Raw genomic sequence first — 21,422 nt, forward strand, 5'->3', positions numbered from 1 at the left:
CAGAGAGAGGTGACAACGGTGATTCCGCTGTCCTTTGCACAACAGCGCCTATGGTTCCTGCACCGGATGGAGGGCAGGTCGGCGACCTACAACGTCCCGTACGCACTCCGGCTGAACGGCAAGCTCGACGTGGCGGCACTGCGACGGGCGCTCGACGACGTTCTCGCCCGGCACGAGTCGCTGCGCACCCGCATCGCCGGTGACCAGGACGAACCCCGTCAACTGATAGTCGAGAACAAGCAGGTTCCCTGGCAGCACAGGAAGGTTGAGGCCGAACGGCTGGTGGACGAGCTGCGCGAGGCAGCCGGACAACCGTTTGACCTCGCTCGTGAAATCCCCATCCGCGCCTGGCTTTTTCAGACGGACGCGGAGGAGTACGTCCTATTGCTGTTGCTGCACCACATCGCCGTGGATGGCTGGTCCTTGGGCTTGTTGGCACGGGATATGGGACAGGCGTATGCGGCGCGGTGCGTGGGTGTCGCGCCGGCTTGGGCACCGTTGCCGGTGCAGTATGCGGACTACACGCTTTGGCAGCGCGAGTTGCTCGGTGAAGGTGACGACGGGTCAAGTGTGCTCGCACGGCAGCGTGAGTACTGGTTGCGGCAGTTGGCCGGTTTGCCGGACGCGATCGATCTGCCCGCGGACCGGCGGCGGCCGCCGGTCCAAAGCCACCGTGGTGACTACTTAGACGTCGACCGGGGCCGCCAAGTTCGACCTGAGCGTCAGTCTCTGGGAGGAACCGGACGGCCTGCACGGTTTCGTCGAGTATGCGACCGACCTGTTCGACGCCGGGACCGTCGGGACGTTCGTTGAGCGGTGGATGCGCCTGCTGGAGGCGGTGGTCGCCGATCCCGGAGCACCGATCGGCCACGCCAACCTGCTCGGAGATGACGAGCGTCGTCGGTTGTTGGCCGACGATACCGACGCCCCCGTTGCTCCGAGCACGCTTCCCGCACTGCTGCATGTCCAGCGGGACGCCACGCCGCACGAGGTCGCTGTCGTGCACGGCGACTCCAGCGTGACGTACTGCGAGCTGCATGCCCAAGCCGACCGGCTCGCGCACATGCTGATCAACCGGGGCATCGGTCCCGAGGACATCGTGGCTCTGGCGCTGCCGAGGTCCCTCGACCTGGTGGTCGCGATCCTCGCAGTGGTAAAGGCGGGGGCGGCCTACATGCCGGTGGACCTCGAATACCCACGGGCGCGGATCGAGTTCATGCTCGCCGATGCCCGGCCCGCGCTGCTGCTCACCACCGCTGAGGCTGGTGCGGGTCTGCCAACAGGGATCCCTGGAATGGTGCTCGACGATCCGGACACGGTCGTCGTTCTGGCAGGGTTCCCGAGCACCGAACCGACTGATGCGGACCGCGTCGCTCCGCTCCTCCCGCAGCACCCCGCCTACGTGATCCACACTTCCGGTTCCACTGGTCGGCCCAAGGCCGTCGTCACGCCGCACGCAGGGCTCGCCAGCCTGGTGGTGTCCCAGCTGGACCGGCTGGGAGTGGACGGGAACAGCCAGGTGCTCCAGTTCGCCTCGCCCAGCTTCGACGGCTCGCTCTGGGAGGTCTGCATGGCGCTGCTGTCCGGGGGAACGCTGGTGGTCGCATCGGCGGAGGAGCTGCTACCGGGCAAGCGGCTCGCTTCGGTCATCAGGGACCGGCGAGTGACCCACGTGACGTTGGCGCCGCTGGTCCTGGATTCGATGTCCGATGAGGACGATTTGCCGCCTGACCTGACGGCGATCGTCGTGGGCGAGTCTCCATCGGCGGAGTTAGTCGACCGCTGGTCGGATGGTCGACGGCTCATCAACGTGTACGGGCCGACCGAGGCAACCATCTGCGCGACGATCAGTTTGCCCTTGGCCCCGGGGACCGATGCCCTGCCGCCGATCGGTGGCCCGGTCGTCGGCACCCGGCTGCACGTGCTGGACGCCCAGCTGCAGCTGGTGCCGGTGGGTGTGGTGGGTCAGCTGTACATCGCGGGTGCGGGAGTCGGTCGCGGGTACCTGAACCAGCCTGCTCTGTCTGCGGAGCGCTACGTCGCCTGCCCGTTCGGTCCGCCGGGTGCCCGGATGTACCGGACGGGAGACCTGGTCCGCCGTCGGCCGGATGGCGATCTCGAGTTCGTCAGCCGTGTCGATCACCAGCTCAGCGTGCGCGGTCTGCGCGTCGAGCCGGGAGAGATCGAGAACGTGCTGACGGAGTTCCCGGCGGTGGCGCAGGCCGCCGTGGTCCAGCGAGAGGACGGGCCCGGGGACGCCCGGCTGGTCGCCTACGTAGTCGCGAACGCCGACTGCGAGGCCAGCGAACTGCGGACCTTCGCGCGGTCGAGGTTGCCCCGGCACATGGTGCCGGCCGCTTTCGTGGTGCTCGAGGAATTCCCGTTGAGCCCCAACGGGAAGCTCGACCGGGCTGCGTTGCCGGCGCTGGACCTTGACTCCGCGGCGAGTGGCCTCGCTCCCAAGACTCCGCGGGAGCAGGTGCTCACCGAGCTTTTCGCCGAGGTCCTCGATCTGGAGCGGGTAGGGGCTGACAGCGACTTCTTCGACCTCGGTGGGCACTCGATGTCGGCGATGAGGCTCATCGACAGGATCCGCAGTGCGCTCGGGGTCGACGTGGGGTTGCAGACGTTGTTCCAGGCGTCGAGCCCTTCCGGGCTGGCGGCCGCGGTGGACGCCGACCGCCTCGGCAGCGAGTTCGACGTGATCTTGCCGCTGCGGCCTGCCGGGCGTGGAATGCCGCTGTTCTGCGTCCACCCGGGTGGTGGGATCAGCTGGTCCTTCGCCGGGCTCCTGCGTCACCTCGACCCGGAGTGCCCGGTCTACGGCGTGCAGGCGCGCGGGCTGTCCGGCCCCGAACCATTACCGGGGTCGGTCGAGGAGATGGCGGCCGACTATGTGGCGCAGATCCGCCGCGTGCAGCCCGCTGGCCCGTACCACATGCTCGGCTGGTCGTTCGGTGGACTGGTCGCGCACGCCATGGCCGTGGAACTCCGGCGGCTCGGGGAGCAGGTGGCGGTTCTCGCGATAATGGACGCCTACCCGCACTGGCCCAAGACCTCGGACCTCCCCGCGGATCAGGACCAGGACATGCTCCTCGGCCTGCTCGACCTGCTCGGCTGCGATGTGGAGTCGCTCCGCGGCGGACCGGTCACCATCGCTCGTGCCAAGGGGGCTCTCGCCGCGACCGGCGATGCGTTCGCCAACCTCGAGGAACACCACATCCAAGCCATCATCGACGTCCTCGCCAACAACACCAGACTCGCGGTCGACTTCACGCCGTCGGTGTTCGACGGGGACTTGCTTCTGTTTCCGGCGACGGTGGACCGGCCAGCGGGAATGCCCGATTCCGACGCGTGGTCCCACCACGTCGCCGGGTCGGTCGAAACGAATCCGGTCGACTGCACCCACGGCCGGATGACCCAGCCAGCTCCGCTGGCGCTTATCGGTTCGGCGCTGGCTACGAAGCTCAAGGAAGCCGAGAAGAAAGGGAGTTGATCGTTCATGAATCCTTTCGACGACCCGGACGGCAGGTACGTCGTCCTCCTCAACAGCGAGAACCAGTACTCCCTGTGGCCGGTCTTCGTGCCCGTTCCGGACGGGTGGCGGATCGCGCGCACGGAGGGAAGCCGGCAGGCGTGCCTGGACTACATCGAGGAGAACTGGACGGACATGCGTCCACAGACCCTCGTGGACGCGGACCGGGTTTCGTCCGCTTAGCACTCGATGCCCGGACTGCAGGTGAGAAGTTCAGGAAACAGGAAGGAAAGCATGTCCGCCTTAACGGTGAACGGTTCGCAACTTACCCTCGATGATCTGCACGACGTGGCCGTCGGTCGGAGGGCGGTTGCCGTCGACGGCGACCGCCTCGAGCACGTGCGGGCCACTCACGAGCGAGTGCAGCAGTGGGGACTTGAAGGACACCCGATCTACGGTGTCAACACGGGCTTCGGGGAACTCGCCCATGTCGTGGTGCCACCGGAGAAGAAGACGGACCTGCAGGTGTACCTGCTGCGCAACCACGCATCGGGCGCCGGTGAGCGGCTGGACGACGCGTCGACGCGAGCGGTGCTGCTCGCACGGGTGAACTGCCTGGTCCGAGGCTACTCGGGTGCAAGCGTGGATGCGGTGCGGCTGCTCGTGGAGTTCCTCAACCGCGACATCCTCCCGGTGATTCCGCAGCAAGGCTCGCTTGGTGCGAGCGGGGATATCTCGCCCTTGTGCCACATGGCCCTGTCGCTGATCGGCGAGGGGAGAGTGGTCCACAAGGGAGCCGAGCGGGACACCGCAAGCGTGCTCGCGGAGGAGGGGCTCACCCCGCTCACGCTGGGGTTCAAGGAAGGCCTCTCCCTCATCAACGGTACGTCGGCATCCGCGGGTACCGCGGCGCTGGCTCTCTACCGGGCCGAGAAGCTGCTCCAGCAGGCCGTGTTCCTGTCCTCGGTGTTCGTCCAGTGCTTGCGGGGCAGCAGCCGCGCGTTCGACCGGCGCGGGCACGAGCTGAAGGGGCATCCCGGGCAGATCGCGGTCGCAGAGGCCCTTGCCGGACTGATCGATGGCAGTGGTCTCACCCGCGAGCACGTGGACCTGATGCAGGACATCACAGAGCGTTCCGCGGGCATGTCGGCAGTGCAGGACGTCGGCGTCTACATCCAGTCCGCATACTCGTTGCGCTGCATCCCGCAGATCCTCGGGCCGGTGCTGGACACGTTTGCGTTCTGCAGGAGTGTCGTCGAGCAGGAGCTGAACTCCAGCAACGACAACCCGCTGATCTTCGACAACGTCGAGGAGACCTTCCACGGCGGCAACTTCCACGGGCAGTACCTCGCAATGGCCAGTGACTACCTCGGCATCGCGCTTGGCGAGATCGGCGTGCTGGCGGAACGACAGATCAACCGGCTCGTCGACCCGCACCTCAACGGCGACCTGCCCGACTTTCTCGCCTGGAACGACAGCGGTCTGTCCTCCGGGCTGAGCGGCACCCAGTACCTGGCGACGAGCATCGCGTCGGAGAATCTGGACCTGGTCGCGCCCGCGTCGGTCAAGTCGCTCGCGTCGAACGCGGGTAACCAGGACGTCGTCAGCATGAGCCTGAACTCCAGCCGCAAGGCGTTGCGACTGGTGGACAACGTCGCCAGCATTCTTGCGGTGTTCGGTGCCTGCCTGTACCAGGCGGGCAGCTGTGTCGGCGTGGAGCGGCTCAGCGAGGCGGGCCGGAAGTGGCATCAGCTCCTGGGCAAGGCGGTTGCTGTCTACGATGACGAGTTCCTCGTCCAGCGCATGATCGATGCCGTGCGGACTTTCGCTGCGGGTAACGAAGGCGTGGAGTTCTTCGACCAGGAGGTCGGCTTCGGCAAGTGACCGATCCGCCCATCGCCGTCCAGCCGGCGGCGGTGGGCGGATTCTCCTTGCTGGGACGGGTGAAGAGTGCGAGCACGGCATGGCGATCCGAAACTCAAGATCGTGCGATACGGTGGGCACACTACACCAACATCACTATCCTCAACCTAAACACATATTAGCACACACGGAGAATCATGTCCAGTGCTGGCAATCGGGAAGAACTGGAAGCGGAGCGTCGCCACATCGCGTTCCTGTACTCGACCCTGGATGCGGAGCGGGGCGAGGCCGAGCGGTGCCTCCTGAGCGGGACCGCGGCGGGCGATGGGCTCTGGGAACGCGATATCGCGGCGGCGACCTGGTCGCGGCGCGTGTCCCAGTTGCGGGAGGCCGAACGGGGTTTGTGCTTCGGTCGGATGGATCGCGTCGATGGAACGCGCTGCTACATCGGGCGAATCGGGCTGTTCGCCGATGAGGAGAGCGAGCCGCTGTTGACCGACTGGCGGGCCCCGGCGGCGCGTCCGTTCTACTGCGCGACTGCTGCCGCGCCGGACGGGGTGGCGCGAAGGCGGCACTTCCGAACCCAGGGCCGGGAACTGGTCGGTTTCCACGACGACGTCCTCACCGGTGAAGCTGTGCCGGACGCCGACAGTGCTTTGATGGCTGCCCTTCAGGCGCCTCGTGACGGTTCGATGCACGACATCGTGTCCACCATTCAGGCCGAGCAGGACGAGGTCATCCGGCTGGAGCACGCGGGCATCCTGGTCATCGAGGGCGGCCCGGGCACCGGTAAGACGGTGGTCGCGCTGCATCGGGTGGCGTACCTGCTCTACCAGCACCGGGAACGGCTGTCCCGGCGCGGTGTGCTGGTGATCGGGCCGAATGCGGGGTTCCTGAACTACATCGGCTCCGTATTGCCCTCGCTGGGGGAGACCGATGTCGTGTTCTGCACGCCGGGCGAGCTGTATCCGGGTGTTGTGGCCACTGCCGAGGACGGTCCGGAGCAGGCGCGGATCAAGGGTGATCTGTCCATCGTGGACGCTCTGCGTCGTGCGGTGGCCGATCGGCAGGAGCTGCCCGATGAGCCGTTCGAGATCGCGCTCAACGACGTAACCCTGGAGGTCGACGCCGTGCTCGCCGGCACGGCCCGGGAGCGGGCCCGGGCTGCGGGAATCACCCACAACCCGGCGCGGCGGTTGTTCCGCAAGCACCTTGGCGCGCTGTTGGTGGACCAGGCAGTGGCCCGGATCGGCGAGGGTTGGCTGGAGCCGGGTGATTCGAGCGATCTCAGCGCCGACATCGCCGAGGACGTGCGGGCCGAACTGCGGGAGCACCCGGACTTCCACCGCGCCGTCGAGCGGTTGTGGCCGGTGCTGACCCCGCAGCGGCTGCTCGCCGACCTGCTCACCTCGACCGATCGGCTGCGTGCTGCCGCGGGTGGGACGGAAGACCTGGCCGTGCTGCACCGGCGGGACGGTCGCGCTTGGACCGTATCGGATGCGCCGCTGCTGGACGAGGCCGCCGAACTCCTCGGCGAGGACACCGTCGAGGAGCAGCGCCGCGCCCGAGAACAGGCTCGGGCGGACCGCGAATACGCCGCGGGTGTCCTGGAGATCCTCGATTCCCACGATCCCGACGACGACGAGTCGGTGCGCGTCGCCGACGTCATCAACGCATCGGACCTGGCCGAGCGCCAGGACGAGCGCGACCACCGGACGCTGGCAGAGAAGGCAGGGGCGGACCGGACCTGGACCTACGGCCACTTCGTCGTCGATGAGGCCCAGGAACTGTCCCCGATGTGCTGGCGGGTGCTGATGCGCCGCTGTCCCAGCCGTTCTGCGACGCTCGTCGGTGACCTGGCGCAGCGCAGTTCCGCGGGCGCGGGCCGGGACTGGGCGTCGTCGCTGGCGCCGTATGCGGGGGACCGGTGGCTCTACCGGCGCCTGTCGGTCAACTACCGCACACCCGCCGAGATCATGGATGTGGCGACTCTGGTGCTGCGGGATACGTACCCGGATCTGACGCCCTCCACCTCGGCCCGGCACGGGGACAAGCCCTGGTACCAGACGGTGGCATCCGACGCCATCGCCGATGCAGTGCGCGAAGCCGTTGCCTTGGAAGCCGAATCCGGACGCTCGATCGCTGTCATCGCGACGGCGGACGTGCTGGCCACGCTGACCCTGCCCGACACGATCAGCGGACTGACTCCGAGGCAGGCCAAAGGACTTGAATTCGACGTCGTCGTCGTGGTCGACCCCGGACGGATCCTCGTGGGCGAGCACGGCCCGGCGGACCTCTACGTCGCGCTCACCCGATCCACCCAGCGGCTCGGCTTGGTGTGCGACACCGACCTTCCGGCCATCCTGCGCGGCGCCGAGGAACTGTGGGACGACACCGCCGCGCCCGGGCGACCACCTGCGCGCTCCGCGCACTAGGGCCAGGACTCGCCACACCGGAAATCGAGAAACCGCACTCTTCCAGAGAAGGAGGAACACATGGCAGCATCTGCTGCGTCCCGCCGCTGGCTCGGACTCATCGCGCTCTGTCTGGGCGTTGCCCTGATCGTGGTCGATACCACGATCGTCAACGTCATCGTCCCGCCCCTGATCTCCGACCTGAAGATCGACTCCGTCCAAGTGCAATGGGTGCAGGAGTCCTACCCCATCGTGCTAGCAGCCTTGCTGCTGCTGACCGGGCGCCTCGCCGACCTCTACGGCGCACGCGCGGTGTTCTTGACCGGAACGGCGGCGTTCACCGCGACGAGTGTGCTGGCGGCGCTCGCGCCGGCTGGCGGGATTCTCATACTGGCGCGCATCCTTCAGGGAGCCGCGGCGGCGATGATGCTGCCGACCTCGTTGGCGCTGGTCAACACCACGTTCACCGGCGCTGACCGAGGCCGGGCGTTCGCAGTGTGGGGATCGACGATCGGTGTCGCAGCTGCGGTTGGCCCGCTGCTCGGCGGCGCGCTCGCCGAGTTCTCGTGGCGGTGGGCGTTCGCCATCAACATCGTGATCGGCTTCCTCATCATCGTCGGGGTACGAGCCTTCCTCTCGTCGTCGCCCAGGTCGGCTGGGCGCGTGGACTTCACCGATGCTGCGTTGTCGGTCCTCGGGTTCGGCCTGCTCGCCTTCGCGCTGATCGAAGGGCGCAACTACGGCTGGATCACGGTCGAGGAACCGTTGAACATCCTCGGCATCCAGTGGTCTGGCGGACCGTCGCCGGTGCTGGTCGCTTTGGTAGTCGCGGCTGTCGCCCTCGCGACGTTCGTGCGCAGGCAGAGCGCACTCATCCGCCGCGGCGACGAACCGTTGATGGACGTGCGGCTGTTCTCGATCAACTCGTTCCGCAACGGGATCATCACCGTCCTGATCATCGGACTCGGTGAGTTCGGGATCGTCGCGGTGCTGCCGCTGTGGATGCAGTTCGCGCTCGGCTACAGCCCGCTCCAGGCGGGCCTCGCGCTTGTCCCGCTTGCCGCAGGCACCTTCGTCGCCAGCGTGGTCAGCCTGGGAATCGCGGCCAAGGTCCTCCCGCTGCGCCTGGTCCGCACCGGGTTGGTGCTGGAGATCGCGGGTCTGGTTGGTCTCGGCTTCGTGGCTGCACCGGACACGTCGTGGTGGTCGATCTCGGTGGCACTGTTCGTGTTCGGCGTCGGCACCGGGTTCGCCACCGCCCAGATCGCGAACGTCATTCTCGCCGAGGTGCCCGCACCCAGCGCCGGGCGCGGCGCCGCGATCAACGGCACGGCCGGCCAGGTCGGTTCGGCCCTTGGCATCGCCGTTCTGACGACCGCCTTCTTCAGCGCTCTCGGCTTCGCGATGCACCACCGCTTGGACGCCATCGGTGTCCAAGGCGAGACGGCCGACCGGGTCACCGACACCGTGACCTCCAGTGCGGGATCGGCGATCGCGTCGCTGAACGCAGACCCGGCAACTGCGGCACTTGCCCACACCGCTCGTGCCGCGATGGCCGACAGCGTCAGCGTAGTCGGCTACCTGGCCGCCGGGCTCCTGGTCATCGGACTCATCGCAACGGCCTTGATCTCAAGTGGACAGCCCGAACACGTTCCCGAGCCGGTCGCCGGAGAAGAGAGACAGTCTGGTCGAAACTGACAGACGATGTTGGTGCGGTCGGCTCCACCCGCACCACTCGCATCGACCGCGGAATCTGAGGTAGCGGTAGGTCGGGCCACGTTCCTGGGCACTTCCTCGACGTGGCGCTGGACCGCCAGACGCCGACGCGACTGGCGGTCCAGCTGGGGCTCTCGTCGGACCGGCGGCTCGAGCGGTTACTGCTCTGCGGGCAACCTGATTGCAGCGGATGGGCCAACGATGCGGCGATGGCGCGCGGGCTGATTTGCTGGCATTGCGTGGTGTCCAGGCTTTGTGCTGGTTGATGGCGCGTTCGCCCGCCGACTCGCCGGGTTCCCGATGAACGCGGGTTCAACGTCTTTTCTGGCTCTGTGCTTCTGTGAATCGCTTGCAGCTAATTCCGAGAAGAGGGTTTCGCAATGAGCGATGTTGTGCTCGACCGAGAGTTCTCGCCCAGTCTGCTTGCGCCCGGTTTCGAGGACGTCCTCAGCGCATACGCCGAGCGCAGCGCCAGAGCCCGCTCCGCGTGCCCGGCGTTCAGGACGCTGGCCTACGGCAAGCATCCCGACGAGGTGCTGGACCACTTTCCGCTGCAGGAACCCGATGCGCCGTTGCACGTCTTTATCCACGGTGGTCACTGGCAAGAGCTAAGCAAGGACGAATCATCCTTCGCCGCGCTCGACTTTCTCGCTCGTGGCAACGGCTTCGTCGCGCTGAACTACGGGCTCGCCCCGCGACGTTCCTTGGAGGAGCTTGTCAGCTCGGCGCACCGCGCTCTGTGCTGGATCCGCGACAACGCCGGCGCTCTGGGGACCCGACCGGATGCTGTGCATGCCAGCGGGAGTTCCGCCGGAGCGCACCTGCTCGCGATGGCATGCTGCCTGGACGAGCAGTCGCCGGGGGATCGTCCACCGCTCGCATCGGCATGCCTGATCAGCGGTACCTACGACCTCGATCCCCTCCGGAAGAGCTACGTCAACAACGTTCTCGGCCTCGACGAACAGCGGGCCCGAGCCCTCAGTCCGCTGCACGAGTTGCCCTGCCGGGCCCGTCGCCTGGTGGTAGTACGCGCCGAGCACGAGACTGATGAGTACGTGCGCCAGCACAAGGTCTTCTGCGCCGCTGCACGAAAGATGGGCCACCAGGTGGAGAGTGTCGTGGTGGCCGGTACGAATCACTTCGACGTCGTGTTCGGCTTGGGGGACCCGACCAGCCCGCTGGGCGCGGCCGTGCTCGCCGACGTGGGGTCGCGCTGAACCGGTCGGAATGGCCGCCTAGAGCTACGCGGGTTCGTAGGTCAAACAGTCGACACTGTTTTCTTGGACGCCCACACTGATTCCGGGCGCTTGGCATTCGAGGTCGACGTTGTGCCGGCAGTCGGACCTCTTGCAGGCTCCGACGTGGCCGACAGCCTCGGGATCGCCGCCGCGGGCCGCGATGGTGGTAAAGGTGTCGCACTGCGCGTGGGCCGGATCCCCGACGGTGATCGCGAGTGCGTGGCATGTCTCCTCTCGGTTGTAAGCGCAGTTCGTAGCCGTGCACTTGTTCACAACTGGCATTTCCATGGTGTCCGCCTCCGTTTCGGGAGCTCTCAGGCCCTACCTTCCCGTTGAGCCCGTGTCTCCTCCACGCGAAACCCACATGGGTCGCCTGATGGTGTAGGCATTCCTTGCCCGTGTGGATCGCGACTGGGCGGGGTATTGGTGGCGAAGCGAAACCCGGGGATGCCCGCATAATGGCCGGACCTGCCGGTACAAGGTGTGGCTGACGGCGCCCTCACCAAGGCCGAGTGACGGCCACCGAAGAATCCGACGTACAGCCAGTTGGCCGGCACCAGCCCCACGGTCACTCACCGTCACACTCGCGGCCAGATGGCTCCCCACTGACTGGCCGCGAGCGGGGGATCAGAACTGGCCACCGACAGGCGGGGCAGTGAATTGGTCTTCGGAACGCTCACGGACACCAGCGCAACGCGTGAGTCGTTCAGCGCTCTGGGCGGTGCCGGTGCCCAGCGCGCACTACCGTATGGAAGAAGTCCTCTTGTTCGGAAGGCTGGGCGGATGAAGGTCATCTCCTGGAACGTCAATTCCGTGCCTACTCGCCTGCCCCGGATAGTGGCTCTGCTCGCGCGGCACAGCCCTGACCTGCTGTGTCTGCAGGAACTCAAGGTCGGTAGAGAGGCATTCCCTACCGACGAGCTGGCTGCTTGTGGCTATTGGCCGGCCGTGCACGCCCAGCGGGCGCGCAACGGGGTCGCGCTGCTGGCCCGTCAGCCCCTGACCGAAGTGACGTGTGGCTTTACCGGCGATCCCGTCCCCGAGCAGGCACGAACTGTGTCGGCCATGGCTGACGGGCTGCGCGTGGTCACCGCGTACGTGGTCAATGGCCAAGCTGTTGGCACCGGTGAGTACGCGCTGAAGCTGCGGTGGCTGGAAGCATTCTCGGCCTGGCTGCGGGCTGCTCATCGGCCGAGTGACGCGTTGCTGGTGGTGGGCGACTTCAACGTTGCCCCCGAGGACCGCGACGTTCACGACCCGGAGAGCTGGCGTGGCCGCAACTCGTGCAGCGAACCTGAGCGCCGCCAGATCCGAAGTCTGCTCGACTGGGGCATGGTCGACTTGGCCCGGCTGCATTACCCCCGGGCCCGGGCCCTTCACGTACTGGGACTACCGGCAAGGCGCCTTCCACCGCGGCTGGGGGCTGCGCATCGACCTCGCCCTGGCCACCTCGCCCGTAGCCACGCGATGCCTCGCGGTCGACGTCGACCGCGACGAACGGAAACCCACCTCTGGTGAAGGCAAACCCAGCGACCACGCGCCACTCGTTGTGACGCTTTCACAAAACGGATTGCCTGGGTGAGCAGATGTCGCCTGTGACATGAACGCCGCATCACAGTCACGGCAGTAGCCCTACGCACTCGATGGAGGGTCCGTTGTGGGAAGTTGCACGGTCTCAGCGCCCGTCTAATGCTAGACGGGACATGCTCGGCAAGTCCGGAACAGGAGCAGCGCCACGATCAGCATCCGCCCAGCGCCAGTCCCCACAGAGCCCTCGATCACCAGGAGGTCCGCGAAGGGCTCGCATCTGCTGACGTGGATGCGCACCACGGATCCCAAGCAGATTGGCATGCTCTACATCGTCACCGCGTTCGCGTTCTTCATCGCGGGTGGAGCGATGGCGCTGCTGATCCGGGGTGAGTTGGCCTCGCCGGGGCTGCAGTTCTTGTCCCAGGAGCAGTACAACCAGCTGTTCACGATGCACGGCACGATCATGCTGTCGCTGTTCGCGACGCCGATCGTGTTCGGCTTCGCCAACGTCGTCCTGCCGCTGCAGATCGGGGCACCGGACGTGGCGTTCCCCCGGCTCAATGCCTTCTCGTACTGGTTGTTCCTGTTCGGCGGACTGGTGGTAAGCGGTGGCTTGCTGATGCCCGGTGGCGCTGCGGACTTCGGCTGGACTGCGTATCCACCCCTGTCGCGGTCGATCTACAGCCCAGGTCCCGGAGGCGACCTGTGGGTCGCGGGCCTGATCGTGTCCGGTCTGGGCACTATCCTGGGCGCGGTCAACATGATCACCACGCTGGTGTGCCTGCGCTGCCCCGGCATGACGATGTGGCGGATGCCGATCTTCTGCTGGAACATCTTCGCCACCAGCATCCTGGTGCTGATGGCGTTCCCGATCCTGACCGCGGCGCTGTTCGGGCTGCTGGCCGACCGCCACCTCGGCGCCCACGTCTTCGACCCGGCGACCGGCGGCGCGATCCTCTACCAGCACTTGTTCTGGTTCTTCGGGCATCCCGAGGTCTACATCGTGGCGCTGCCGTTCTTCGGGATCGTCACCGAGATCTTCCCGGTGTTCAGCCGCAAGCCGCTGTTCGGCTACACCGGCCTGGTGATGGCGACGCTGCTGATCATGGTCCTATCGGCGGTGGTGTGGGCGCACCACATGTTCGCCACCGGCGCGGTGCTGCTGCCGTTCTTCTCGTTCGCGACGTTCCTGATCGCGGTGCCCACCGGGATCAAGTTCTTCAACTGGATCGGCACCATGTGGCGAGGGCAATTGACCTTCGAGTCGCCGATGCTGTTCTCGGTCGGATTCCTGGTGACGTTCCTGCTCGGCGGGTTGACCGGCGTCTTGCTGGCGGCGCCACCGCTGGATTGGCACATCACCGACACCTACTTCGTGGTGGCGCACTTCCACTACGTGCTGTTCGGCACGATCGTGTTCGCGGTGTTCGCCGGGGTCTACTACCTAGCTAAGTGGTCGAGTTCAGAATTCCTTCGGGGGTTGACTTCAGGTCCGGTGTTGTGTGTGTCGCCCGGTCAGATGTCGGGTGCGGAGAGGTGGAGCTGGCAGGCGCAGTCGAGGGCGTTTTCGGGGGTGCCGGCGATGCCGCACTGATCGTCCTCGCGCTCATCGTGCTCCTGGTCCTCGTGATCGCGGTGAAGACCGTGCTGGTGGTGCCGCAGGCGACGGCTTCGGTGATCGAGCGGCTCGGCCGGTTCCGCAACGTGGCCGAGCCGGGCCTGACCTTCCTGGTTCCGTTCCTGGACCGGGTGCGCGCCCGCGTCGACCTGCGCGAGCAGGTGGTCTCGTTCCCGCCGCAGCCGGTAATCACCCAGGACAACCTGACGGTGTCCATCGACACCGTGGTGTACTTCCAGGTCACCGATTCGCGCTCGGCGGTGTACGAGATCTCCAACTACATCACCGGCGTCGAACAGCTGACCACCACCACACTGCGCAACGTCGTCGGCGGCATGAGCCTGGAAGAAACCCTGACCTCCCGCGACGCCATCAACACCCAGCTGCGCGGCGTGCTGGACCAGGAGACGGGACGCTGGGGCATCCGGGTCGCCCGGGTGGAGCTCAAGGCCATCGACCCACCCCCGTCCATCCAGGACTCGATGGAGAAGCAGATGCGCGCCGACCGGGAGAAGCGCGCGATGATCCTCAACGCCGAAGGCACCCGGGAATCGTCGATCAAGACCGCCGAAGGCCAAAAGCAAGCCGCGATCCTAGCTGCGGAAGGCCAGAAGCAGGCGGCCATCCTGAGCGCGGAGGCCGACCGGCAGTCCAGCATCCTGCGAGCGCAGGGCGAGCGGGCCAGCCGCTACCTGCAGGCGCAGGGCCAAGCAAAGGCTGTCGAGAAGGTTTTCGCTGTCAGCTGCCACGAACTAGGGCTCTGTCGCAATTTGCGTGATCAACTTTTTGGTGGCCGGATCTTGGGGATCATGTCGTGAGCAGGATGCGCTTGCGTAGTAGGTCCAGTTTGGCCCGCCCGAAGGACTGCCTTTTCAGGTATTTCGCCCTGTTCACGGCCCCTTCCGTTGGGCCGTTGCTCCAGGTGAGGGTGAGCCCGGCGGTGACCGCGGCCAGATCTTGGCGGAGGCCGTTGACGAACGAGCGTAGAGCGGGCAGGTTGTCAGTGCGGACGCGGTCCATCCAGTCGGGCAGCAGATCGCCGCGCAGGTCGCGGATCATGCTGGCGAACGCGCCGACGTGGCGGCGGGTGGCCTCCAACTCGGGGCAGCGGGCCAGGACGGCCTTGAGTCGTTGCCCGTCGTCGTCCGGGAGGTTGTCGGGGTCGCGCATGATCCAGCCGACGACCTCCCGGATCTTCGGCGGCCTCGGCGCAGACTCGGGGGCTTTGCCGGTGGAGCGGAAGGGACGCAGGTAGCGATAGACGGTCTGAGCGCTGCCACCGTAGCCCTGCTCGCGGATCTCGCGGACCAACTGGGAGACGTTGGCGCAGCCGTCGTTAAACCGCTGGTGCAGGTAGGGCTTGTATTCGTCCAATAAGGATGAACGGGAGGCGGTCTTGGAGACGAGTTCTTCGACGCTGCCGGCCTGGAAGTATCGGCGCGCGGTCTTGCGGTCGAGGTCGAGCTCGCGTGCCACCGCACGGATGCCCTTGCCCTGGGCACGTAAGGATTGCACGGCTGCGTACCGCTGGCGGGTCCGCGCCGCCAGGCCGGATTCGGTGGCCTCGCCAGAGACGGCTGGCTCTGCGACCGGTGTTGGGCTCGGCGACACCTCGGCCGCGCCGTCGGCAACGGTGTCGCCTTCGCCGCGTACATCGTCGACGGCGGGCTCGGTTAGGCAGCCGCGGTGCCCGAGCACGGTCTTCTCCACTGCCTCGCCCAGGTTCTTCCACAGATGCCACCGGTCCGCGCATTGCACCGCCTGAGGCGCACCGCGGGAAGCGCCCTCGGCATAGGCTCCGGACCTATCGCGTGTAATCACCTGGACCTCGGGATGCTTCTTGAGCCACTCGGCGAGGGTGTCGGCCTCCCGACCCTCCAGCACATCGTTCTCTCGGGTTCTTCAGTCTGTGGTGTGACGTTGCGTTGATCGCCCGCGTGGCGCGTCCTGCGACGGTTCTCTCGGGGTGTAGCTCTGTGGCTCCTTGTTGCCGATCAAGAACGAGCAGGGGTAGCCAGTGCGTGTGTTTCCAGTGCAGATGCCCTCGGGTGGCCGGTATTGGACGGTGCTTGACGAGGAGTTGGAGGTGATGCCAGTCGCCGACCGGTTCCTGCGGGAGTTGCGGTTTGGCCGGGATCGGGCCGAGTCCACGACGAAGGCGTACGCGGGTGGCGTGGCGTTGTTCGCCCGTTGGTGCGCAAAGACTGGCCGGGACTGGCGGACGGCCGCGGCCGATATGGGCCTGTTCATGACGTGGCTGAAGTACACCCCGGCCGGCGATGACCGAGTCGTGCTGGGCCCTGGCGCCATGCCAGCGCGCAGCGAGGGGCGGATCAACCGGGTGCTGGTGGCCGTACGGGGCTTCTTGTCGTTCGCGGTGGCCAACAAGGAGGTTCCGCAGTGCGTCCTCGGGCAGATCTACGAGCTGGCTGACGCCCGTGATCTGCCTCTGGAGGCGCAGGGCGAGGACGGCGGGCTGTCCCACCGGTTGCGTGCCCGGCACCGGCTGAGCGAACCGGACACCGCGGTGGACCGTGCCAGCGACGAGGAGATCGTCGCCTTGCTCTTGGCGTGCCGATCGGCTCGCGACCGGCTGATCGTGCTGTTGCTGGCCCGCGTCGGGCTGCGTCGCAGCGAAGTGGCAGGCCTGCGTCGCAGCGACCTGCATCTGTTGCCGGACAACCGATCCGTGGGGTGCGAGGTCCGGGGAGCGCATCTGCATGTGGTCCGCCGGGACAACATCAACGGGGCGTGGGCGAAGTCGCGGCGCACTCATTCGGCGCCGGCGGACTTCCTAGTCGTGCGCGCCATCGACCAGTACGTCGCCGAGCGGGAGCAGTGCCCGGCGGCAGCTGACAGCGACTTCCTGCTCGTCAACCTCTTCCGGGAGCCGCTGGGTGGCCCGGTCCCACCGGACGCGATCAACGAGCTGTTCGGGGCCCTGAGCGTGCGCGCTGAGCTGGCCAGGGCGGTCTCGCCGCATATGTGCCGGCACGCGTTCGGCAGCAATCTCGCCGACTCCGGCGCCGCGCTCGATGAGATTCAAAACCTGATGCGGCATGCCAGCCCCTCATCCTCGCAGCCATATCTGCACCCGGATCCCTCCCGCCTGCGGGCCGCCGTTGACCGGGTGCCCACGCCCCGCGCGCTGGTCGAGGGGATCTCCCGGTGACAGCGGCGGCGGCTGCGCTGGAGGCCAAGGGCGACGAGGAGATCACCGCGGGTCTGTGGGAGGCGATCGAGCCGGAATTCGTGACGTTGCTGGGCTGGGATCCCGCGGTGAGGATCCTGTCCTTTCCGCAGGAGCATCCCCTGCTGGGGTGGAAGGAGTGCCTGGTCGAGGGCTGCGAGAAGATCGGCAGGTCGTCCAAGCACCTGTGCGCTGCCTGCCACAACCGCTGGCAGGCAGCCGAAGAGACGCCGTGGGAGGAGTTCCTCGTCACCGCGAGACGGCACTGGCGCTCGATAGGCGCGGGCCGCTGCTCCGTTCCCTCATGTCCACGTCCGTGGAAGAGCGCGCGGCTCCTACTTTGCGGCACCCACTACGCCCAACACGGCTCTCTGCGACTGCCGCTGGCCGAGTTCCTGGCGCACCCCGACGTGGTGGCCCTGCCCGCCTACGGCCAGTGCCTGGTGGAGGCCTGCACCCGTGATCGCGGCGGCGCGGCCCCCTACTGTTCTGCCCACAAGTATCGGTGGAAAGTGGCGCAACAGCGAGGGAACGCGCCGGAGGAAGGCCACTGGCGGCGGACGACGTCCGCCGTCGCGGAGAACAACACGGTGAGCCTTCGCGGGCTGCCGCCGCGCGTTGTCGCCGAGGTGATCCATGGGCTGCAGGAACGCACCAAGCAGGGCATCAAGAACAACCTCACGCGGCTGCGGCCGCTATGCGACCTGGCCCGTTCGCAGCAGGTGGCGTCGCTGGGCGACCTCGATCCCGAAGCTATGCCGAACAGCCATCGCGGGCTTCACAAAAGCATCGTCCACCATGCTGTTCGGCGAAGGCTCACCCCAGAATCCGAACGCCACAAGGACGTCTGGGAGCTGTCCGTGTTCGGGATGCGCGGAACGCTGCGGTTCACAGAGATCAGCCAGCCCTGGCTGCGGGAGGCCACCAAGAAATGGGCGTTCGACGATCTCCCACGACACCGGGGCACCTCGATCAGAGGGATCCTGCAGTCCCGGATCAACTCGATAGCGCAGCTATCCACGAGCCTGCGGCTGCAGCGCGAGGATCACGGCAGCCTGCCCGCGCTCCTGCTCCGCGCCGACATCACCGCCTTCTGCAACCGGCTCGCCTACCTCACGCAGCAGGGCACGATCAGCGCCTACCGCAGGATCGTGTTCTGCCGCGACGTCCGGCTCCTGCTGTCTCGGATGCGGGCGATGGGGCTGACCCGGCAAGGCGAGCCCATGTCCGGGATGCCCGACGAATTCACCCTGGGCCCAGACGACATCCCAGACGAGCCCGAGGACGCCGAAGCCGGCAGAGACCTCCCGCCCGAGGTCATGCGGCACCTCTGCGCCCACCTCCAACTCCTGGAAGACACCAGCTGCACAGAGATCCGCGTCGCCGTCGAATTGCTGATCGACACCGGGCGCCGGCCGGATGAGATCTGCCAACTCGCCCTCGACTGCCTGGAACGCGACGCCGACGGCAAGCCCATGCTCGTCTACGACAACATCAAAACCCACCGGCATGGTCGCCGGCTTCCGATCCCCGAGGCGACCGCCGCGGCGATCGCCGCGCAACAGCAGTGTGTCCGGCTGCGGTTCCCCGCCGAGCCCACCGACCTCCTCAAGCTCCTGCCCGCCCCAGCCCGGAACCCACACGGGCGGCGCTCGATCACCGATAACGGTGTCACCAGCCGACACCGGAAGTGGGTCGACGCGCTACCCGACATCCTGGTCCCGATAGCTGTCACGGTCGATAGCAGAACGACGACGAAGATGCTGCCATTCGACAAGAGAAGGATCTTCCCCTATGCCTTCCGGCATACCTACGCGCAACGGCACGCCGACGCCGGGGTTCCGGTCGACGTCCTGCGCGAGTTGATGGATCATCGTCAAATCCTGACGGCGCAACGGTATTACCGGGTCGGGGAAGAGCGTCGCCGGGAGGCGGTGGAGCGCGTCACCACGATGCAGTTCGACCGGCATGGCAATCGTGTTTGGCGGCAGGCCAAGGCCATGCTGGACTCCGAGCACGCCCGCCGCGCGGTCGGCGAGGTCGCCGTCCCTTATGGAGGATGCTCCGAGCCCAGCAACGTCGCCGCGGGCGGCCACGACTGCCCCGTCAGATTCCGCTGCATCGGGTGCGGCCACTTCTCCAGCGACGTGTCATTCCTGCCGGATCTGCAGGCATATCACGATGACCTGCTGCGCAACCGCGAACGGCTGCTCGCCGCACTCGACGCCGACGACTGGGCCAAATCCGAGGCCATGCCCTCCGACGAGGAGATCACCCGGATCCGGCGCCTGATCAACCGCATGAACGCCGACCTCGCCGACCTCAGCGACGAGGAACGCTCCCAGATCGAGGACGCCATCGCCCTCGTCCGCCGCACCCGCAGCCGGGTCGTCGGTTTGGGCATGCCCCGCGTCCGCCAACCCCTTCCCGACATCCGACCGGACCGGAGCGCATGAGCACCAGCAACCAGATGATCGAGGGCCGGCGAGCGGACTCGGCCCGCCGCCGCCAACGGGTAATCAAGGCCCTCAACGAGGCCACCGCCCATGATGGGGAGATCAGCGTGTCGGCCATCGCCCGCGCCGCGAGCGTTGACCGCACGTTCCTCTACCGTCACCACGACCTACTGGCCCAGATCCACACCGCCCAAGCCAACCCACCAGCCGCCGAGGGCCACGGCCCCCTGGTCAGCCGGGCCTCACTCCAAGCCGACCTCGCCAACGCCCAAGGCCGCCTGACCCGGCAGGCCTCCCACATCCGGCAACTGGAGAAGAGACTCACCGCGGTCCTCGGCGAGCAAGCCTGGCACGAGTCCGGACTCGGCGCACCCGCCGACATCGACCAACTCCAGCACCGCGTCACCACCCTCGAGCAGCAAGTCGTCGACCTCACCGATCAACTCGAGCGCCGCGACGATGAACTCGCCGCAGCCCGCGCGGCCAACCGGGAACTCATCGCCAACCTGAACCGACGAGCCTGACCCATCCACACGGTTGTGGGCATGAAGACCACGGTCCTCATGCCCACAACCGTTTTCATGCTCAGCGCCGAGCCTGCTCACGTCGTCTCACGCTTGATCCTCACCCAGTCGACTGACGATCAGGCTGCCCGCTTGCACGACACCTGTTGCGATCACTACTCTTCCCAGACATAGCCGCTGAGCTGCTGAGACTCCGTCGCGGAGCCTCGCCTCAGACTCTGAACCCCCGGAGAAACATCGACGGGTCGATGGGTGGCCATGTCCAGCAAGATAGTGGCGTAGTTCTGCCCACGTCTGATCGCGAAGTCATCCACCCCGAGCACGGTTACCGCTTCCACCGGCGGGTCGGGCACGGCTCGCACCAGCCGCAACAGCGTGTCCCGTCCCGCCCGCAGCCCCAGACGATTGGCCAGTCGGGCTCCCGCACGGCCGGCCAGCGCCAGCCCGATCGACTCCAGCATCCCGCGCAGCGGCAGGCTCCGCCGGGCATGGCGCATGGTCAGGCCCTCTACCTGCTCGGCGAACGTCCGCACCGAACAGTCCTGGTGAGTGCAGAAAAACCGCCGCACCCGCAGCCACAACACCACCGGCCGACCTGCCACCGCCACGTCCGCCACTGTGCGGTCGTACCGACTATGCACCCGCGCCGAACAGTTGCCGCAGGCCGGGCACGCCGCCGAGGAGGCCCTGGCCGATGCCCAGATCCGCACCCCCGCGTCTTCCTGCTCCACCCGCTCAACCACCACCCCGGCCAGATGCGGAAGCAGCACGCCAACACCGTGATCATCACACACGAACCATGATCGCAAAACCAGGCCAGCGCCGATCACCCAGGCAATAGTTGATCACGCAAATTGCGACAGAGCCCTTCCTCGTGGCAAATGACAACGTGGTCGGTGCGCTTCTGGAAGCTCACTCGGGCAAGGCCAGGCGATAGTCGTAGGAATCGCCCTTGCCGCGGTGTGCGAGCAGGCCGCGGTCGAGCAGCAGGGTCTTGAGCCCGTCCTGCAGAGCCATCGCCGTGAACCGGTCATAGGTCAACGCCGGCGGTTCGTCCTCGGGGTCGTCGTCGACGGCGAGCGCGTATTGGACATGTGTGGCGTAAAAGTGGCGGACATCGAAGTCGGTAAGGACGCCGTGTTCATCCGCAGCCGCCACCAACGCATCCGTGAGCACCCATTCCACGAGTCCCCCTGTGGGGAGGTACTCGTCTTTGTGCTGGCGGCATTCGTCCGGAGTCGCAAAACGCGCTCCGGGCCTTGCGTGGACGGTGATGTCCCAGTCCGCCACGGACATTCCTACCTCCGGCGCCGCCGTGTTCAACCACAGGATCGCTACTCAGTATGCCCAGCCGATCACTCGGCGTTGCAATGGGGTTCAATGTCGCCTACGAGCGGC

The 21,422-nt window shown here is 66.9% G+C and carries 15 protein-coding genes and 2 pseudogenes; 13 read left to right on the top strand and 4 right to left on the bottom strand.

What is annotated here, in order from left to right:
• Window positions 1–18: 18 nt before the first annotated feature.
• The 7 genes from ACRXBZ_RS38350 (at window position 19) to ACRXBZ_RS38380 (ending at window position 10,685) form a co-directional block, all read left to right on the top strand.
• Window positions 19–813 (top strand): condensation domain-containing protein, encoded by a 795-nt coding sequence (locus tag ACRXBZ_RS38350; RefSeq protein WP_433883258.1) that lies wholly within the window; start codon window positions 19–21, stop codon window positions 811–813.
• Window positions 749–3,496 (top strand): amino acid adenylation domain-containing protein, encoded by a 2,748-nt coding sequence (locus tag ACRXBZ_RS38355; RefSeq protein ID WP_433884100.1) that lies wholly within the window; start codon window positions 749–751, stop codon window positions 3,494–3,496. Before ACRXBZ_RS38350 ends, ACRXBZ_RS38355 begins: the two co-directional genes overlap by 65 nt.
• A gap of 6 nt (window positions 3,497–3,502) precedes the next feature.
• On the top strand, window positions 3,503–3,718 hold the full coding sequence (locus ACRXBZ_RS38360; protein WP_433883259.1) for an MbtH family protein: 216 nt from the start codon (window positions 3,503–3,505) through the stop codon (window positions 3,716–3,718).
• Window positions 3,719–3,769: 51 nt separating this feature from the next.
• Window positions 3,770–5,359: an HAL/PAL/TAL family ammonia-lyase gene (locus tag ACRXBZ_RS38365; RefSeq protein WP_433883260.1), complete on the top strand. Its 1,590-nt coding sequence runs from the start codon at window positions 3,770–3,772 to the stop codon at window positions 5,357–5,359.
• 176 nt (window positions 5,360–5,535) lie between these two features.
• A complete protein-coding gene (locus ACRXBZ_RS38370; RefSeq protein ID WP_433883261.1) occupies window positions 5,536–7,773 on the top strand; it encodes a UvrD-helicase domain-containing protein in 2,238 nt (745 codons plus the stop codon).
• 60 nt (window positions 7,774–7,833) lie between these two features.
• Window positions 7,834–9,450 (top strand): DHA2 family efflux MFS transporter permease subunit, encoded by a 1,617-nt coding sequence (locus ACRXBZ_RS38375; RefSeq protein ID WP_433883262.1) that lies wholly within the window; start codon window positions 7,834–7,836, stop codon window positions 9,448–9,450.
• A 398-nt stretch (window positions 9,451–9,848) separates the two neighbouring features.
• Window positions 9,849–10,685 (top strand): alpha/beta hydrolase, encoded by an 837-nt coding sequence (locus ACRXBZ_RS38380; RefSeq protein ID WP_433883263.1) that lies wholly within the window; start codon window positions 9,849–9,851, stop codon window positions 10,683–10,685.
• Between the two features lie 24 nt (window positions 10,686–10,709).
• Here ACRXBZ_RS38380 and ACRXBZ_RS38385 read toward each other — a convergent pair whose 3' ends face one another.
• On the bottom strand, window positions 10,710–10,994 hold the full coding sequence (locus tag ACRXBZ_RS38385) for a DUF1540 domain-containing protein (RefSeq protein WP_433883264.1): 285 nt from the start codon (window positions 10,992–10,994) through the stop codon (window positions 10,710–10,712).
• Window positions 10,995–11,489: 495 nt separating this feature from the next.
• Here ACRXBZ_RS38385 and ACRXBZ_RS38390 point away from each other — a divergent pair, with 495 nt between their 5' ends.
• The 3 genes and pseudogenes from ACRXBZ_RS38390 to ACRXBZ_RS38400 all read left to right on the top strand — a co-directional run.
• On the top strand, window positions 11,490–12,224 hold the full coding sequence (locus ACRXBZ_RS38390) for an exodeoxyribonuclease III (protein WP_433883265.1): 735 nt from the start codon (window positions 11,490–11,492) through the stop codon (window positions 12,222–12,224).
• 220 nt (window positions 12,225–12,444) lie between these two features.
• Window positions 12,445–13,680 (top strand): annotated as a pseudogene (locus tag ACRXBZ_RS38395) (cbb3-type cytochrome c oxidase subunit I); the annotation flags it as partial.
• Between the two features lie 146 nt (window positions 13,681–13,826).
• Window positions 13,827–14,591: pseudogene (locus tag ACRXBZ_RS38400) on the top strand (SPFH domain-containing protein); the annotation flags it as partial.
• A 70-nt stretch (window positions 14,592–14,661) separates the two neighbouring features.
• Here ACRXBZ_RS38400 and ACRXBZ_RS38405 read toward each other — a convergent pair.
• A complete protein-coding gene (locus ACRXBZ_RS38405; RefSeq protein ID WP_433883266.1) occupies window positions 14,662–15,738 on the bottom strand; it encodes an ISL3 family transposase in 1,077 nt (358 codons plus the stop codon).
• A gap of 133 nt (window positions 15,739–15,871) precedes the next feature.
• On the opposite strand from ACRXBZ_RS38405, the gene ACRXBZ_RS38410 reads away from it, so the two are divergent.
• The 3 genes from ACRXBZ_RS38410 to ACRXBZ_RS38420 are packed head-to-tail and all read left to right on the top strand — an operon-like array spanning window position 15,872 to window position 20,024.
• The gene (locus ACRXBZ_RS38410) at window positions 15,872–17,026 is read left to right on the top strand and encodes a tyrosine-type recombinase/integrase (protein ID WP_433883267.1); all 1,155 of its coding nucleotides are present in this window, start codon (window positions 15,872–15,874) and stop codon (window positions 17,024–17,026) included.
• Window positions 17,023–19,500 carry a site-specific integrase gene (locus tag ACRXBZ_RS38415; protein ID WP_433879187.1) on the top strand — a complete coding sequence of 826 codons (2,478 nt, stop codon included), beginning with the start codon at window positions 17,023–17,025 and terminating at the stop codon, window positions 19,498–19,500. Before ACRXBZ_RS38410 ends, ACRXBZ_RS38415 begins: the two co-directional genes overlap by 4 nt.
• Entirely contained in the window at window positions 19,497–20,024 is a 528-nt protein-coding gene (locus ACRXBZ_RS38420) for a DUF6262 family protein (RefSeq protein WP_433879186.1), read from the top strand. The genes ACRXBZ_RS38415 and ACRXBZ_RS38420 overlap by 4 nt, the downstream gene beginning before the upstream one ends.
• 155 nt (window positions 20,025–20,179) lie before the next feature.
• Here the strand turns inward: ACRXBZ_RS38420 and ACRXBZ_RS38425 are convergent, their stop codons facing one another.
• Window positions 20,180–20,794 (bottom strand): transposase family protein, encoded by a 615-nt coding sequence (locus ACRXBZ_RS38425; protein ID WP_433879185.1) that lies wholly within the window; start codon window positions 20,792–20,794, stop codon window positions 20,180–20,182.
• A 142-nt stretch (window positions 20,795–20,936) separates the two neighbouring features.
• A complete protein-coding gene (locus tag ACRXBZ_RS38430) occupies window positions 20,937–21,320 on the bottom strand; it encodes a hypothetical protein (protein WP_433883268.1) in 384 nt (127 codons plus the stop codon).
• Between the last annotated feature and the right edge of the window lie 102 nt (window positions 21,321–21,422).

It is taken from the genome of Saccharopolyspora hattusasensis, assembly GCF_050972075.1.
Classification (GTDB): Bacteria; Actinomycetota; Actinomycetes; order Mycobacteriales; family Pseudonocardiaceae; genus Saccharopolyspora; species Saccharopolyspora hattusasensis.

Excerpts from the sequence above, each read along its gene's own strand:
- ACRXBZ_RS38430 (WP_433883268.1), bottom strand. The coding sequence starts at position 21,320 with ATGTCCGTGGCGGACTGGGACATCACCGTCCACGCAAGGCCCGGAGCG.
- ACRXBZ_RS38375 (WP_433883262.1), top strand. The coding sequence starts at position 7,834 with ATGGCAGCATCTGCTGCGTCCCGCCGCTGGCTCGGACTCATCGCGCTC.
- ACRXBZ_RS38420 (WP_433879186.1), top strand. The coding sequence starts at position 19,497 with ATGAGCACCAGCAACCAGATGATCGAGGGCCGGCGAGCGGACTCGGCC.
- ACRXBZ_RS38365 (WP_433883260.1), top strand. The coding sequence starts at position 3,770 with ATGTCCGCCTTAACGGTGAACGGTTCGCAACTTACCCTCGATGATCTG.
- ACRXBZ_RS38380 (WP_433883263.1), top strand. The coding sequence starts at position 9,849 with ATGAGCGATGTTGTGCTCGACCGAGAGTTCTCGCCCAGTCTGCTTGCG.
- ACRXBZ_RS38390 (WP_433883265.1), top strand. The coding sequence starts at position 11,490 with ATGAAGGTCATCTCCTGGAACGTCAATTCCGTGCCTACTCGCCTGCCC.
- ACRXBZ_RS38370 (WP_433883261.1), top strand. The coding sequence starts at position 5,536 with ATGTCCAGTGCTGGCAATCGGGAAGAACTGGAAGCGGAGCGTCGCCAC.
- ACRXBZ_RS38360 (WP_433883259.1), top strand. The coding sequence starts at position 3,503 with ATGAATCCTTTCGACGACCCGGACGGCAGGTACGTCGTCCTCCTCAAC.
- ACRXBZ_RS38385 (WP_433883264.1), bottom strand. The coding sequence starts at position 10,994 with ATGGAAATGCCAGTTGTGAACAAGTGCACGGCTACGAACTGCGCTTAC.